Below are 15,886 nucleotides of genomic sequence, written 5' to 3'. Positions count from 1 at the left end.
TCTATTTATTTTCCAATGAGCTTTTGTATGTACGAATTTTATTCTCAAGCATCTTCTCTGTAACCTCTAAGTTTTCTCTTTGAATCTGAATAGATTTCCTATGATCTTCTAGGAGCTGTAAACGAGCTTCTGTTGTATGCACCCCTTCTGTATATAATCTAGCGTATTCTCTTATTTTCGCTATTGGCATTTGCGTTTGTTTTAATTTCATTACAAACTGCAACCACTTTATATGTGACTCTTCGTAAAGTCGATTTCCATTTGTATCACGATTTGCAATTAATATATTTTCCTTTTCATAATAACGTAGTGTATGTGTGCTCACGCCTAATAATTTTGCTACCTCACTAATTGTGTACATACTAAAGCTCCCTCCACATGCTTACCCTCATATATTTTATGACCGTATCAAATTTATAAAAAACATTTGACTTAGAGTATACTCTAACAAATACAATCTAACCATAAATGAATTTGAATTTAGGGGGATTTTATATGAAATACACGGTTATTACTGGTGCAAGTTCCGGAATTGGTTATGAAGCAGCTTTAGCATTTGCATCTCGCGGAAAAAATTTAGTACTTGTAGCTCGAAGACAAGAAGAATTAAACGGATTAAAATTAAAAATTAACGAAATGCATCCGGAGTTGGATGTTGTCATTCGAAGAACTGATTTATCTGTTACTGAAGATGTTTATAAACTTTATGAAAGCCTACAAGCTTTTCAAATTGAAGCGTGGATTAACAACGCAGGTTTTGGTAATTTCGCCTCAATTGCTGAACAAAATTTAAATAAAATCGAAACGATGTTACATGTAAATATAGAAGCACTAACAATACTCTCTTCTCTTTTCGTTCGAGATTATTCAATGGTTGATGGAACACAGCTTATTAACGTTTCATCGGGCGGCGGATACACAATTGTTGCTGATGCTGTTACGTATTGCGCTACGAAATTCTATGTAAGTGCATTTACAGAAGGGTTGTCTCACGAACTGAAAGAACAAGGCGCAAAACTGCAAGCAAAAGTTTTAGCTCCTGCTGCAACTGAAACAGAATTTGCGAAGCGTTCATTTGATATTGATGAATTCCAATACGATAATGTTGTACCAAAATTCCACACTGCAAAACAAATGGCACAATTTATGCTCGACCTTTATGATAATGATAAAGTTGTAGGAATTGTCGACGGTTTAACGTATAACTATGAACTTAAAGATCCACTTTATAATTTTGCCGTGAGACAAAAGAATTCAAATTCTTAATAACCTGTCCATTTCTTATTGAAATATATATTCCCACTATATATGTAAATAATAGTGGGAACTTTTTCCCTATAAATTTTTCATCCAACATACCGAACCATCGCCACTTCATCACAATAATCCACCTTTGGGCAATGTCTACAATCAATCCATACTTTCTCTGGCAACGTTTCTTTATTTACAAAATCAAATCCACACTTTTGAAAAAATACTGTTTCATATGTTAAGGAAATTACTCTTCTTACATTTATTTTCGTAGCTTCCTCCATTACATGATTTACGAGCATACGCCCTATCCCTTTCCCTGCATATGTATGCGAAACTACTAACGATCGTATTTCTGCAAGATCTTCCCCTAATACATGTAATCCAGCAACTCCAACAATTCTCTCGTCTTCTTTCATAACATATAAACATTGCAAATATTGATAAAGAGACAAAAGGGAACGTGGTAAAACCACTCCCTCTTTTGCATAAACCTCAATAAGACTATAAATTTCTTTCACATCACTCGTCACCGCATTACAGATTTTCATATTACATCCCCTTGCCCTCGATATTAATATTTATAACTTTAAATGAATTTTAATACATAATTTTATATAATAATACAGCTCTCTTTTCTCCTCGTCAATCACTTTATGCAAACAAAAAACCAAGCAATCTAATTGATGCTCGGTTCCTCATCTCGTATCGGCAATACCGTCGAATATTTAATTTCACGAAGTGCTAAACTTGTCTGTATCCTTGTAATACCAAGCTTATTCAGCTTTCTAATAAACTGCTCCAGTTCTTTACGATCACGATTTGCAACCTTTAATAAATAATCGTATTCTCCTGTTAAACAGTGACATTCTAACACTTCCGGCATCGATTCTAATTCTTTCTCCAACACTTCCAACTTGTCAAATTGATGAATATTCGTACTCATAAAAATAAAACATAATAAATCAAACCCAAGCTTTTCTTGATTTAAAATCGCAACTTGCTTATCGATGAAACCTTCCCCATCTAACCTTTTTATTCTTGCATGCATCGCAGCCGGTGATAAATTAACGCGACGTGCCAGCTCTGCATTACTTACTTGTGACTCCTTCTGCAATATATCTAAAATTTGTACATCCAAATCATCCAACACTTTAATAACAGACGACTCCATTACAATTCCCCCTTTTTTCTTACCGATGATTATTCGAAAAAACACCTTATAATTTATCCAAAACTGAATATCATTCCGTAAATATCATTCACAGATAAATATTTTATCGAGTTTTTACCATTATACAAAAGAATATATTATACAATAAAGAAAAATGCTAAAATTATTTACAATTCGTATTGATTACAAAAAGGGGATTTTAGCATGCCTTATTTTTACGTCTTTTTACTATTACTAACGAGCTTATTATGGGGAGGAAATTTTGTCGTTGGAAAATCACTCGTCGATCATGCATCGCCGATGACACTGACAAATTTAAGATGGATGATTGCGATTGTTTGTTTATTACCAATGGTATGGTTTAAAGAAAAGAAAATCCTTCCACCACGTACCGCAATACTTCCGTTAATATTGATGGGAATTTCAGGGGTCGCTCTTTTTAACATCTTTCAATTTTTAGCATTAGAAAAAACATCCGCTACGAATGTAGGTCTTATCTCTACTTTGAATGCAATTTCAATCACATTATTTTCAGTATTATTTCTAAAAGAAAAAGTAAATACACTTCAAATCCTATCCATGATTCTTTCATTCTTCGGGGTTATCCTCGTCCTATTAAAAGGTGATTTCTCGCTTTTATTTTCACTACATTTTAATAGCGGTGATTTATGGATGATTGCAGCAGTTTGTATTTGGGGAATCTATTCTGTTTGCAGTAAATGGGCAACAAAAACAACTACACCACTTATGGCAACGTTGTACTCTGGTATTTTCGGCGTTATTTTATTACTACCGTTTAACATAGGTAGCTTCACTGTTTCAAATATAAATACTTCTTTCATCACATCACTTTTATATACTGGGCTTATTTCGACAGTTCTTTGTATGGTATTTTGGAATATTGGTGTACAAAAATTAGGCGCAACTACATCAGGTATTTTTCTAAACTTCAATCCAATCTTCACAGCCATTTTAGCATTCATATTCCTCGGAGAAGAATTAACGTGGATACAAATTTTAGGGACAATTGTCGTTGTAACAGGATGTTATTTATTTTCTCATTTCAAAACTGTTGCCGTTCAGCCTGTTAGACCTTTAATGCGAAAACATTCTTAATAAAAAAACATCGTCATCTAGGTTGGCGATGTTTTTATTTACTCTTCATTTCTTTTATATACTGCTTTTCCTCTTCTGGCGATAAACGTTCCGTCGCCTTGCCGGTATCTCCACCTTGAAGGCTCCATAAAAAGTTATGCTCCTCAACAGTTTGAGAAAAATCTCCTTTTTCCCATCTATTTATAATAGAAAATAACTTCATTTTATATTGAAAACCTGTACTATTTTCAATATCTCTTTTTACATTAGAAATTTCCTTTTTTGTCATCTCTACAAATCCCCATTTTTCAGAGGATTTTACCTTTTGATGCACCATTTTATGCATAGTAGAAATAATTTCACCTTCACTAATTTGCGGGGCTTCTTCTGCAGCTTTTTTCTCTTTTTCGTTTGCCGCTTGCTCGGTTTGAATATTTATATTTTCTTTTTCCACATATGCAAGCAATTTCTTTCCGCCAACTATAGAAGAGATGATTACCATAATGGTAATACATATACCTACAATCCATTTAAAAAGCATTAGCTCTTCATCGCTTCCCTAACAATATGACTATCTACATACTGCTTAAACTTCACGATTTTTCCATTTTCAAGCTGCCATATATGAACAAATTCTGCTTCAAATGATTTTCCTGTTTCTTTATAAACTCCAGAATACATACCTTCAGCAATAATTACATCTTTTCCGTTTACTTCATGATATGTATTTACACTTGCTTTATAATCATCCCATTCTGATCCTAAACGGCTAAATACATTTTCCATTATAGCTTCTACGCCTGTATATGTTCCGCCATACGGGAAACCTTCTGCCTCTGTCCATTCCACTTTTTCAGAGAGGGCTTCTGCTAAATGCTTTGCATTCGAAGAAGCTGATCCTTCATACGTGCTTTGAATAATTTCTAAATTTGATTTAGGCATATTACTTCCTCCCGTTTATTTATTTTTACACAAGACGTAACCAATGTAGTTACATCTTGTGTAAAAAAATATTTAAATTATTTCATTCGTAATCCATCAGTTGTAATCATTATAGTTACAATAATTCTTCAAGTCAACAATTTATAAATAAAATTTACTTCGTTTTCATTACTTTCTCTTTTAAGAAACGATCTACATATCCTTCTGCTTTTACTACGAATAAATACGCACCCATTGATAATAATGCAAGATCTAATTCATATCCTGGATTCTTTCCATCTCCTAATAAACCTGCTGCTCCATTTACCTTTACGATAGCTCCAGCTAAAATAAGAGCGAATAACAATCCTACATATCGTACACCTAAACCGATAATTAATAATATACCACCAACTAATTCTACAGTTGCTACGCCGTATGCAAGGCCACCTGGTAAACCGATGCTCGTAAACCATCCTGCTACATTATCGATACCTGATTGAAACTTTGCTAAACCGTGTGCAAAGAACGTAACTCCTAACACGATACGAATAATTAAATTCCCAATATATTGATTCATTTTGAACTCTCCTTTTTGTTTTGTTATGGTGAACTTTTATTTACAAGTCAAAACAATACGGTATTTTATTTCATTCGTCAAATACTTTTTTAAAGAAAACAAAAAACATTATCCGTTTTACGGATAATGTTTTCCTACAAAATAGCGCTAATTCAAGCTTTTATTCTATCGCATAGAAAAAGTTGAAACATTTTTCCAGCGCCAATATAAGGCAGTAAAGAAACGTCCTCTTCCACAACTATTCCAACAACATTCACTTTCTCATCTACAGGTAAATCATGTGTAGCAACTTGCATCTCCCCTGCATATCTACCGTACAATTCATTATCAATTGTAATGCTGCCTTTCTTTCTTACAATTGTATGCATCGGCTGTAAAACCACTCTATTTCCTTCCCTTGATTCTACAGATCGAATAACATCACGAGCCGGATCTAGTCTATTTGTATGCACTTGCTCCACCACTTTTAATACTTCTTTATCAGTTATAAATGATTTGTAACGCAATGGAATAATCCCTCTACTCGCACTAGCTACTTCTTGCATACTTTCCAAACTTGCGCTTATATCTCCAATCAATACTTTATCAACACCACAATCTTGAACAAGTTCTAAGCACGCTTCAAGCGGGCGCATATTGCGATGTTTTTCTAACGTTGGTAACCCTTCATATAACGGACCACGTTTTTCCGCATCTCCTGGAATAAATGCCATCGTTTTTATTCCGCACTCCTGTAAATATTGATTTTGTTTTTGTAAGAAGGACTTTGCTAGTCCCGTCTCTGGACGTGGATAAAAATTATGCCACGCTTCTACATTCTCTACTCGTATATGTTCTGTAAGTAATTCTTTCCAAAATGGCTTTGTAATCGTACTCGCATTTAAAGCTACTTTCATCTTATGAGATACGCTTGCAATTTCTTTTGGCGCAATGCCGTAATCCATTCTTAAACCGGTAATGCCCCAGTCCAATAGTTCTTCCACATTTTCATATGTTAGCCCTAAATGATGTAACGATTTTGGAGAAACATCAACCATTAACTCCATTTCATGTGCAAGAGCTTGTTTCCCTAATATTTGAATTAACTCTTTATACGTATTTGGATCATCTTCTGGAATGTGCAGTGATGTAAAAATAGATGTAAACCCATTTTCCTTCGCTATTTTTAGCCACTCTTCTTGTTTCTCTACTCGTTCTTTTGAAAGATAAATGGAAACTCCGATCATATAAATCTCCCTTTCTATTAATAGAAAAAGAGAAAGGAATCCCTTTCTCTATATGTTTTCTGCCATTTCTTCTTTAAATCCGAAGAAGTACGTAAAGATAAATCCGAAAGCATATGCAATTACTAAACCTAAGAAATAGAGTAAATATTTATTTTCAGCAATTAACGGAATTAAAGATAGCCCTGATACGCCAATTCCAAGAGAAGCTGTTTGCATAACTGCTTGGAATGCACCACCGACAGCCGCTCCTAAACAAGCAGTAATAAACGGTTTCCCAAGTGGTAATGTCACCCCGTATAATAACGGCTCACCAATTCCTAAAAAGCCAACTGGCAATCCACCTTTAATTACGTTACGAAGTCGTTTGTTTTTTGTTTTCACATAAATCGCAATCGCTGCGCCCACTTGGCCAGCACCAGCCATTGCAAGCACTGGTAATAAAGGTGTTACGTGTGTTTGATTAATAAATTCCATATGAATTGGTGTTAAACCGTGGTGTAATCCGACCATAACAAGTGGTAAAAATGTTCCAGCTAGCACTGCCCCAGCAAATGCCCCACCAACATTTAAAATTGCGTTAATACCGCTCGTAATACCATCAGATAAGAATCCCGCTGCTGGCTGAATCGCTAACATCGTAACTATACTTACAGCTAATACAGTAATAAGCGGTGTTACAATAATATCAACTGCATTTGGCACTGCTTTTCGTACTTGTCTTTCCACTACAACCATAAGCCATGCTGCAAAAATAACTGCAAACAATCCGCCCCGTCCGGGCACTAATGCTTCACCAAACAATTTTACGTTTGCCATCGCCGGGTTGAAAATTAAAATACCAGCAATTGCCCCAAGAACCGGTGTCCCGCCAAATTCTTTCGCTGTATTCCAGCCGACTAAAATTCCTAAGAATGTAAAGATACCGCCGCCAATGAGTAGTAACATTTGTAACCACGTTGCATTTGGATCAGCACCAGCATTTTTCGCAAAGTTAGCAACCCCGTTTATAATTCCTGACGCAACAAGCCCCGGAATTAATGGGATGAAAATACTTCCTATTTTTCGTAAAAAGTTTTTCACCGGTGTATTATTTTTCTTCTTAATCTCTGATTTCATCTCTTGCCCAATATCTTCAAGGTGATGATCTGCTACCTCACCAATTCGTAGTCCTGTCAAACCTTCCATTTCAGCTGCTACTTTATTTACTGTTCCTGGACCAACGACAACTTGAAGCGTCTCATCTTCTATAACACCCATAACGCCTTCAACTTTTTTCAAAAGGTCCATATTTACTTTACTTTCATCATGAAGCGTTAAACGTAGTCTCGTCATAAAATGAGCAATACTACGAATATTTTTTATTCCCCCAAGTTGCTCCGAAATTTCCTTGGCCATTCTCTCTTCTTTCTTCATAATAGAATCCCCCTCCCTATTACTTTATAGTGCTTTCTTCACAAACCCTTTTGCGTATTTTAGTTTCTCCAGTGCTTCCCCATACTCACACTGCAACAACACCATAACAATGGCAGCTTTTACGTTACGTTCTGCCTTTTCATAATACTCTGTTGCTACTTCATAACTAGCGCCTGTTGCTTCCACAATAATTCGTTTTGACCGTTCTACTAACTTTTCATTTGTGGATTGAACATCTACCATTAAGTTTTTATATACTTTTCCTACACCAATCATCGAAGCTGTTGAAATCATATTCAGCACTAATTTTTGTGCTGTACCAGCTTTTAAACGCGTTGATCCTGTTAATATTTCTGCACCTGTCTCTACTTCCACATTTAACTTTGCATATTTACTTATTTCAGCATTTTTATTACAAGAAATACTTGCTGTACTCGCTCCTACGCTCTGTGCGTATTTCAAGCCGCCAATTACGTAAGGAGTTCTACCACTTGCAGCAATTCCAATCACTGTATCTTTCTCATTTAATCCAATACTTTTTAAATCTTCTTCCGCTAACTCTTCGCGATCTTCGGCACCTTCCACCGCCTTAGTAAACGCTTTCAATCCACCTGCTATAAATCCTTGCACCATTTTATCATCCGTGCCAAATGTCGGCGGACATTCCACTGCATCTAGAATACCTAAACGACCACTCGTACCAGCACCAATGTAAATTAAGCGTCCCTCTTCTTCAAAAGATTTAATAACAGTCTGTACAACCTTTTCAATTTGTTCTATCTCTTTTTCAACTGCTAACGCAACAGTTCGATCTTCTTCATTCATACTTTGCAACACTTCTTTTATGCTCATTTCATCCAGATTCATTGTTTTCTCATTACGATGTTCTGTCGATAAATTTTCTAACATATTTCCACCCTCTTTGAAATTATATTTCACACTTTTATTATAACTTTAAGAAACTAAAAATCAATAACTCTTTCTTATTTTATGAAATAAAATTTCACAACATGACATATTTGTGTCAAAGATAATAAAAAAGATGAGTCTCCTCATCTTTTCTTCTACTTTAACTTCCGTAACCGCAACGCTTCTTCTCGCGTCTCCATAAATTGATCCAATACTTTATTACCAATTCGATTGAAAGTAATAACATATAAAGCATCGATCATATTCAATTGTGTCATTCTCGAAGCAATACTCGCAATACGATGATCTTGTTCTACATCTGGCATACAAAGGCGAATATCCGCTTCTTTATATAGGGGTGATGATTGATCTAATTTCGTAATTCCAATAACAGTTGCACCTTGTCTCTTTGCATACTGCGCCATTTCAAGCACATCTTTCGTTCGACCAGATGTTGAAATCGCAACAAATATATCGCCTTCTTTTAAATTCGTCACAAGTGGCAACATCATATGAAAATCAGATAGCATCATCGCTGTAAATCCAAGCCGCGTAAATTTATAAGCCCCGTCCATTGCTGGCGTAGCTGATCCGCCTACTCCGTAAAATATAATTTTGCCCGCATTGACAATACGATCCGCTGCTTTCTCAAGTTCCCTCTTATCTATTGCAGTAACACTCGCCTCAATTGCAGCTTTATTCACATAAGTAACTTTATTAAATAAATCATACGGTCCATCTTCCGTATTCATCACTGAAAAATCGTTAATATTATAATCAGCAATCGTTAATTCACGAACGAGTGCTATCTTAAATGCTTTAAAACTTCCGATTCCAATCGATTTACAAAAGCGAACGACACTCGCTTCACTTGCGCCTGCATTCGTTGACACTTCTTTCGTCGTTAAATTCGGTACAATCTCTGCATTCTCCATTATATACATGGCAACCTTCTTTTCAGCTGGTGAAAATTGATCCATATTACTTTCAATTTTAAATAGTAATGTTGAAGCTTTCACTATTTAACCTCCACTTCTTACGGTTGCGTTCACTTATTTTCTCTTGCTTCAAGAAGGTAAAAACCATCATCACCAGGAGGATGAAACACATTTACAATGCGATTCCCTTTTTGATAAACAGTTCTTTCCCCTTCTGTCCACTTCTTTTCCCAACCGTTCATCCAAATCGCAACATCAGGTAAAAAAGCAGTATATTTCAGCTTCTGATTGTACTCACCATCTGCTTCTTTCGAAAAAATAGAAACCGGAAAATCGTTCACTTTTGATTCTTTCCATGCAGTAAATGGTATACATACTGCAATAAGTACGATTACACCGATAACCTTCTCCTTCGTAATCTTCACACTTCCCTCTCCTTGTCATATCACATACATAGATTTTACCATAATTACAAACCCTTCATACTATATGATCATTGCTTTTTGGAATAAAAAAAGAGCTTACCTACATCAGATAAGCCCTTCCTCTCTATACAAAATATTTCTTCAAAAGTGGCGGTGTAATAATCGTCGTCAATATAACAACAATAACAATCGCTGTGAAATTTTCTTTCGCTAATAAATTCGCCGTAAGTCCATTTGCTGCGATGATAAGCGCTACTTCACCACGTGATACCATCCCCGCGCCAATACTAATAGAAGATTGGAGATTAAAACCTGTCAATCTCGCTCCTAAACCTGATCCAATTAACTTTGTGAAAATTGCAATGAGGGTCATAATAATAATGAACCAAAGCTGGCTTCCAATGCCTTGAAATGTAATTTCCATTCCGATACTTACGAAGAATACTGGAACAAATATTGCATAAGCAATCGGTTCAATTTTATGTTCCACTTCATGCTTATACTCTGTTTGAGAAATAGCAATTCCTGCTGCAAATGCTCCAATAATGCCTGCAATTCCCATCATTTCACTGTAATAAGAAAAAGAGAAGCAAATAATAAGAGCTGCGCTAATTAACGCTTCTGTTACACGAAGCGGGACAAGCATCTTCATAATCCAAGGAACGACTTTCCAAGCAATAAAAACAATACTTACAAAGAAAATAATTTTCTTTGCAATGACAAGTGTTATATTTACATCTTGTGTTCCTAAAAAACTCATTACAAATGCCAATAAAATAACGACAATGACATCATCAAATACGGCAGCACCTAAAATTGTTGTACTTTCTCTCGTATTCATTTTCCCTAAATCACGTAGCGTCTGCACCGTAATACTAACCGATGTTGCGCAAAGTAATAATCCTAAAAAAATGGCATGGGACTGCATTAATCCAAACAGCAATCCTGTTACATAACCACCGATGAAAGGAAAAATAATTCCACCAGCCGCTACTGCAAATGACGATTTCAAATTCCGATTTAACTCTTCTAAATCTGTTTCAAGTCCCGCCATAAACATAAGTAACAAAACACCAATCTCACTCAGTTCATCAATTAGTTCAGAACTATTAATAATACCGAGTACAGCTGGACCGATAATAATACCGACAATTAACTTACCAAGTACAGAAGGCTGACCAAGTCTCACACTAATGTCACCAGCTAATTTCGTACAAAGTAAAATGACGACAAGTTCAAAATAAAATAACATAGCATCTGCTCCTACTTTAACTTTAATCAGTGGGTCGTTAACCCCCGTCCATTTCTGCAAGTAGTTTCCCCTATTGATCCGCATTTTATTTGTCATATTTTTATTTGACAAAATATTCTGAATTATATTAAGATTAATCCAGCAATTTTAAAAAACTACATACCATAACTGTACCTCCATTTCCTTACATACTCTTTTTTAATGGGCTCATACTATAGTCGCAGTTATGGAAATGAAAAAACGGGGGGAGAGTCCAAAGTGAAGTCATTATTACGAAAAAAAGCGCTTAGTACTGAATCACCAAAGCAGCTAGATAGAACATTAACTGCACTCGATTTAACGTTTTTAGGGATCGGCGCCGTAATTGGGACAGGGATCTTTGTATTAACAGGTATTGTTGCAGCAAAACATTCTGGTCCTGGTATTATGCTATCATTTCTTATTGCTGCATTTACTTGTGCTTGTGTAGCCTTTTGTTATGCTGAATTTGCTTCTTCTATTCCTGTCTCAGGAAGTGTGTATACTTACGCATATATGACAGTCGGAGAAGTCGTCGCCTTCATCGTCGGATGGTGTTTAATGCTCGAATATTTACTTGCCGTTGCAGCAGTAGCTGTCGGTTGGTCTGGTTATTTGCAATCATTACTACAAGGGTTCAATATACACCTGCCCGCCATAATCGCCTCGGCCCCCGGCGTAGGAAAAGGTGGTCTCATCGATTTACCAGCTGTCTGCATTTTACTTCTTATTACTGGCCTTTTAAGTTTTGGTATACGTGAAAGTGCACGCATTAATAATATTATGGTTCTTATTAAACTAGCTGTTATCATTGCCTTTATCGTAGCAGGTGCAAAATATGTAAAACCTGAAAATTGGACACCGTTCATCCCATTCGGATACGACGGTATTATTACTGGGGCTGCCACTGTGTTCTTCGCCTTTTTAGGTTTTGATGCAATCGCAACCGCTGCAGAAGAAACGAAAAAACCGCAGCGTGACTTACCAATTGGTATTATCGGTTCTCTTCTTATTTGTACTGTTTTATATATGATTGTATCTTTCGTTTTAACAGGTATGGTTCCTTATACGCAATTAGACGTCTCTGATCCAGTTGCATTTGCATTGCATTTCGTTGGTGAGGATACAATTGCAGGACTACTCGCTGTCGGAGCGATGACTGGAATGACAACCGTTCTCTTAGTCGTTATGTATGGACAAGTTCGCGTTTCGTATGCAATGAGCCGTGACGGTCTACTTCCAAAAGCGTTAGCACGTGTAAATAAAAGAGTAAAAATCCCTTTATTAAATACGTGGATTACTGGCGTTGTTGCCGCTTTATTAGCAGGACTTTTAGATTTACATTTGCTAGCGAATTTAGTAAACATCGGCACGTTAACAGCCTTTACATTCGTTTGCTGCGCAGTACTTATTTTACGAAAAACACATCCTGATTTAAAACGTGGATTCCGTACACCTTTCGTACCTGTATTACCAGTTGTCGCGATTCTTTGCTGCTTATATTTAATGATCAATTTGTCTAAAACAACATGGATTAGCTTTGCAATTTGGCTTATAGTCGGCTTATGCTTCTATTTCTTCTACTCTAGGAAACATAGTCATTTAGCTACCGAAAAAACGAATGATGAAAAGAAAAAAGCATAACAAAATAGCTCGCCGTTTTAGCGGCGAGCTATTTTTCTGTACTATTATATTTTTTCGTTAACGATTGTAAAATGAAAAATATGCCAATGCAAGCTGTAAACCATGCCCAATTTCCTATTGGCGTTGCTTATTTAACAATTCCAATACCTACAAGCAATAGGAAAATAATCACCTGATATATGAGCTTCCACTTTTGCATATATTCCCTCCTTTACTTCGTTCCCTTCTTTTTATTCTTCCATGCATTTAAACTATCAAAGAAAAAGTTAATAAATAACGTTCCTAGTCCTGCTAATAAGAAAGTCATTAAAAATAAAACCCAAATACTTTTCTCTTTTAAGAAATAATATCCTACAAGGAGCACAACCGCAATCCATACATATTCAAGAATTCTTTTTAGCTTTTTCTGTTCCAAATTATTCGCTCCTTCATTCTATACTACTTTTAGTATAACAAAAAAGAAGCCTATCATGATAAGCTTCTTTTCTTCTCTCTTATTTGTTTATGCTTTTTTCAACAAGTGAAATCGTATACTCTAATGTACGATTCATCGTTTCTACCTGTGCATCTTTTACTTTTACATCTTTCACTACAGCTTCGGCCATTGTAATTTTTTGACTCAATGCTTTCACTGAACCGTCCGTTACATTTGCATCTTGCGCTTTTTTCACTACTACTTTTGCAGATTCAATATTGATTTGTAATTTTTCTTTCGGTGTTTTCGGTTGTTCTACTACTTTAGATTGTACAAATGTTACATTAGCTGTTTTTAATTCGTTATATGTTTGAACGATTTGCTCTCCCGTACTCCCTACATTTTCAAACACTTGTTTTGCATTATTATAGCTTTTCTCTAGTTCTTGAAATGCTTCCTTTGAATATTGACCTGGTTTATCACCAAATTCATACGTACCAGCTAGCACTTCCTTTACTTTTCCAAGCTCTTCAAATAACGCATTTACTTGCTCTAACTTCGTACGGTTAGAGAACTCATTGTACGCCGCTAATACTTCTGAAGAACTTAACGCTTTACTATATAATTTCGCAAGCGCGATTTGTCCATTTAACGGAATACCACCATTTCCGTTACTATCAGGATCCGCTCCAAATGCAAATGGTACGTTTGGATGATACACTTTCCCAGTAGCTGGCTGACTATTTACTTTTTTACCATCTACGTAAATTGCCACTTCGCTTCCGTTATACGTTCCTGTTAAGTGATATGTTTTGTTTGCTTCTAATTGAACGCCAACACGTTTATAGCTACCACCAATGTGAGCCCATAATTCAACATATCCACTTCCTGTAGACTCAAATCCAATTCCGCCGCTCTCTGTATTTTGCAAAATACCTTGGCCACGGATTTGATTCATTGAAAATACCGTTTCTAGCGTAAATGTATTTGCTACTTTCTCTTTTTGTGCTGCTGAAAATGGAAGGTATCCAAATGTATTAGATTGTCCGTTTAACTTCATCACATTCTTTTTCAATGCTTTATCATATTCAATAGTCACATTGCCTTTCACATCACCTTTTGTACCAAATGGTGAATTGTCTTTAAATGTACCATCTGCAAAGTTTACATCGAAAACATCAGCTTTTGGTACTTTCACATTCGGGTCAATATTATCTTTTTTCGTAGTAATTTCCGCAGTTAACGGCTGTGCGGTTTCATTGCCAAATGAATCAATTGCAACGACTTCAAGTGTATATGTTTTCCCGCCATCTAATCCTGCAAGTGTAAATGTAAGGTCTTTTGGCACTGGATCACGATAAAACTCTGAGAATGCTAACAATTTATTCTTTATTTCTCCCGTTTGCTTATCTCTAGCTTGTACACGATAAGAATGAACAAGAAGGTTGTCCAATGCTTGCGGGAATGTTACTGTTGCCGCATTTTCTGTTACATTTGATACAGCAAGCTTTGCATCCTTAGCAAAGTAAGGCTTTTCTTTATCACGATCTTCTACATGTGTAAATGTTTCTTTCTTTGCTGGTAATTTAATTTTCCAAGGCTCGCCTGTCCAAGAATTCGTATGGAAATCACGACGATTAATCGTTACTTCTTCATCATCTACTTCTACTAATAAACCTTGGCTTAACGTACTAGCTCCTGGCGGGATATTCCCTTGTACTTTACCACCTTCAACTTCCATATAACTTACTGAAGAAGTACCAACTGATGTAAAGTCTTTTTGATGAATCGATCTTGGATCGTCTAACGGATAATGCGAATGACCCGAAAATGTAATAACTTGTGGATATTCCTTTAATACTGTATTAATTTTTGCGCTATCTTGTGTTCCCCATTCATGACTACCGTACACTGTATCTTTAATATGTTGATGTAAAAATACGAAAATTGGTTTTGTTGGATCATCTTTTTGCGCTTTCGCCATTTCTTCTTTTAACCAATTAATTTGCTTGTCTGAATAATATCCATGAGTTGTTCCATTCTCTGGAGACATAACAAGGAAGTGATACCCTTTTACCACTTTATAATAATAAATTGATTCCATTCCTGTTTTTTCTAAGAAACGCTTCTGTGCTCCCTCTACTGATAAACCGTTCCAATAATCATGATTACCTAGAGAATTCATTCGTACCGCATCTTTATTTGCATTTTCATTATATACTTGCATGAAACGATCATACTGTTGTACCGATCCTGAATCAGTAAAATCTCCCACAATTACGAACGCATCTTGCTTCGGTGCTAATGTATTAAACTGTTCAATCGCTCTTTTCCAGCGAAACGTATCATCCGTTCCACTATTTTTAATATGCACATCACTTACAACTGGAAAAACTATCTTCTTCTCACTTGATGCCTTTTCTTGCTTTTTCTCTTCTGCCTTGACTGATGTACTCCACGGAAATGATACGAACGCTAATACAAAAACCATTAATAATCCAATAAGGCCTTTTACTTTTCTTAAAGCATTTCTGTCCACGTGAATCCTCCTCATAATAATTGATTCATTACAAGGGCTATTTTATCTAATACATGTTAATGTCGTTTAAATAACAAATGAACTTT

The 15,886-nt window shown here is 35.8% G+C and carries 17 protein-coding genes; 3 read left to right on the top strand and 14 right to left on the bottom strand.

The window, feature by feature from the left end; genetic code table 11:
* Position 1 precedes the first annotated feature (1 nt).
* Positions 2–361, bottom strand: a complete 360-nt coding sequence (locus ATL10_RS21615; protein WP_000288074.1) for a MerR family transcriptional regulator — start codon at positions 359–361, stop codon at positions 2–4.
* A 134-nt stretch (positions 362–495) separates the two neighbouring features.
* On the opposite strand from ATL10_RS21615, the gene ATL10_RS21610 reads away from it, so the two are divergent.
* Positions 496–1,266 (top strand): SDR family NAD(P)-dependent oxidoreductase, encoded by a 771-nt coding sequence (locus ATL10_RS21610; protein ID WP_110497512.1) that lies wholly within the window; start codon positions 496–498, stop codon positions 1,264–1,266.
* A gap of 80 nt (positions 1,267–1,346) precedes the next feature.
* On the opposite strand, the gene ATL10_RS21605 is transcribed toward ATL10_RS21610, so the two are convergent.
* Together ATL10_RS21605 and ATL10_RS21600 are read right to left on the bottom strand one after the other, a co-directional pair.
* Complete coding sequence (locus tag ATL10_RS21605; RefSeq protein WP_000686667.1) at positions 1,347–1,802, bottom strand: N-acetyltransferase; 456 nt, start codon at positions 1,800–1,802, stop codon at positions 1,347–1,349.
* Positions 1,803–1,930: 128 nt separating this feature from the next.
* Positions 1,931–2,425, bottom strand: coding sequence for an Lrp/AsnC family transcriptional regulator (locus ATL10_RS21600; RefSeq protein ID WP_000446096.1), 495 nt, complete (start codon positions 2,423–2,425; stop codon positions 1,931–1,933).
* A 204-nt stretch (positions 2,426–2,629) separates the two neighbouring features.
* Between ATL10_RS21600 and ATL10_RS21595 the strand changes: the two genes are divergently transcribed.
* On the top strand, positions 2,630–3,541 hold the full coding sequence (locus tag ATL10_RS21595; protein ID WP_097913530.1) for a DMT family transporter: 912 nt from the start codon (positions 2,630–2,632) through the stop codon (positions 3,539–3,541).
* 34 nt (positions 3,542–3,575) lie between these two features.
* Here the strand turns inward: ATL10_RS21595 and ATL10_RS21590 are convergent, their stop codons facing one another.
* The 9 genes from ATL10_RS21590 to ATL10_RS21550 form a co-directional block, all read right to left on the bottom strand.
* The gene (locus tag ATL10_RS21590) at positions 3,576–4,061 is read right to left on the bottom strand and encodes a PRK06770 family protein (RefSeq protein ID WP_110497510.1); all 486 of its coding nucleotides are present in this window, start codon (positions 4,059–4,061) and stop codon (positions 3,576–3,578) included.
* Entirely contained in the window at positions 4,061–4,462 is a 402-nt protein-coding gene (locus tag ATL10_RS21585; RefSeq protein ID WP_001126708.1) for a nuclear transport factor 2 family protein, read from the bottom strand. Before ATL10_RS21585 ends, ATL10_RS21590 begins: the two co-directional genes overlap by 1 nt.
* A 154-nt stretch (positions 4,463–4,616) precedes the next feature.
* Entirely contained in the window at positions 4,617–5,021 is a 405-nt protein-coding gene (locus ATL10_RS21580; RefSeq protein ID WP_001077751.1) for a DoxX family protein, read from the bottom strand.
* Between the two features lie 152 nt (positions 5,022–5,173).
* Positions 5,174–6,247: a DUF871 domain-containing protein gene (locus ATL10_RS21575; protein ID WP_098508001.1), complete on the bottom strand. Its 1,074-nt coding sequence runs from the start codon at positions 6,245–6,247 to the stop codon at positions 5,174–5,176.
* Between the two features lie 48 nt (positions 6,248–6,295).
* Entirely contained in the window at positions 6,296–7,660 is a 1,365-nt protein-coding gene (locus tag ATL10_RS21570) for a PTS transporter subunit EIIC (protein WP_110497508.1), read from the bottom strand.
* 24 nt (positions 7,661–7,684) lie between these two features.
* Positions 7,685–8,569, bottom strand: coding sequence for an N-acetylmuramic acid 6-phosphate etherase (gene murQ / locus ATL10_RS21565; RefSeq protein ID WP_000892348.1), 885 nt, complete (start codon positions 8,567–8,569; stop codon positions 7,685–7,687).
* A 155-nt stretch (positions 8,570–8,724) separates the two neighbouring features.
* Positions 8,725–9,588, bottom strand: a complete 864-nt coding sequence (locus ATL10_RS21560) for a MurR/RpiR family transcriptional regulator (RefSeq protein WP_000648173.1) — start codon at positions 9,586–9,588, stop codon at positions 8,725–8,727.
* A 29-nt stretch (positions 9,589–9,617) separates the two neighbouring features.
* The gene (locus ATL10_RS21555) at positions 9,618–9,932 is read right to left on the bottom strand and encodes an outer surface protein (protein ID WP_098329685.1); all 315 of its coding nucleotides are present in this window, start codon (positions 9,930–9,932) and stop codon (positions 9,618–9,620) included.
* Positions 9,933–10,056: 124 nt separating this feature from the next.
* Entirely contained in the window at positions 10,057–11,280 is a 1,224-nt protein-coding gene (locus ATL10_RS21550) for a cation:proton antiporter (RefSeq protein WP_050427771.1), read from the bottom strand.
* Between the two features lie 105 nt (positions 11,281–11,385).
* Here ATL10_RS21550 and bcaP point away from each other — a divergent pair, with 105 nt between their 5' ends.
* The gene (gene bcaP, locus ATL10_RS21545; RefSeq protein ID WP_223617991.1) at positions 11,386–12,846 is read left to right on the top strand and encodes a branched-chain amino acid transporter BcaP; all 1,461 of its coding nucleotides are present in this window, start codon (positions 11,386–11,388) and stop codon (positions 12,844–12,846) included.
* 211 nt (positions 12,847–13,057) lie between these two features.
* Here the strand turns inward: bcaP and ATL10_RS21535 are convergent, their stop codons facing one another.
* Positions 13,058–13,261: a hypothetical protein gene (locus tag ATL10_RS21535; protein WP_000435797.1), complete on the bottom strand. Its 204-nt coding sequence runs from the start codon at positions 13,259–13,261 to the stop codon at positions 13,058–13,060.
* Between the two features lie 79 nt (positions 13,262–13,340).
* Complete coding sequence (locus ATL10_RS21530) at positions 13,341–15,800, bottom strand: LamG-like jellyroll fold domain-containing protein (protein WP_142669985.1); 2,460 nt, start codon at positions 15,798–15,800, stop codon at positions 13,341–13,343.
* Positions 15,801–15,886: the final 86 nt, after the last annotated feature.

It is taken from the genome of Bacillus sp. 196mf (assembly GCF_003217275.1).
In the GTDB taxonomy this organism is placed as follows: domain Bacteria; phylum Bacillota; class Bacilli; order Bacillales; family Bacillaceae_G; genus Bacillus_A; species Bacillus_A thuringiensis_S.
Note: the sequence above shows the minus strand (reverse complement) of the source record. Positions and strands in the feature narration are given on the sequence as shown.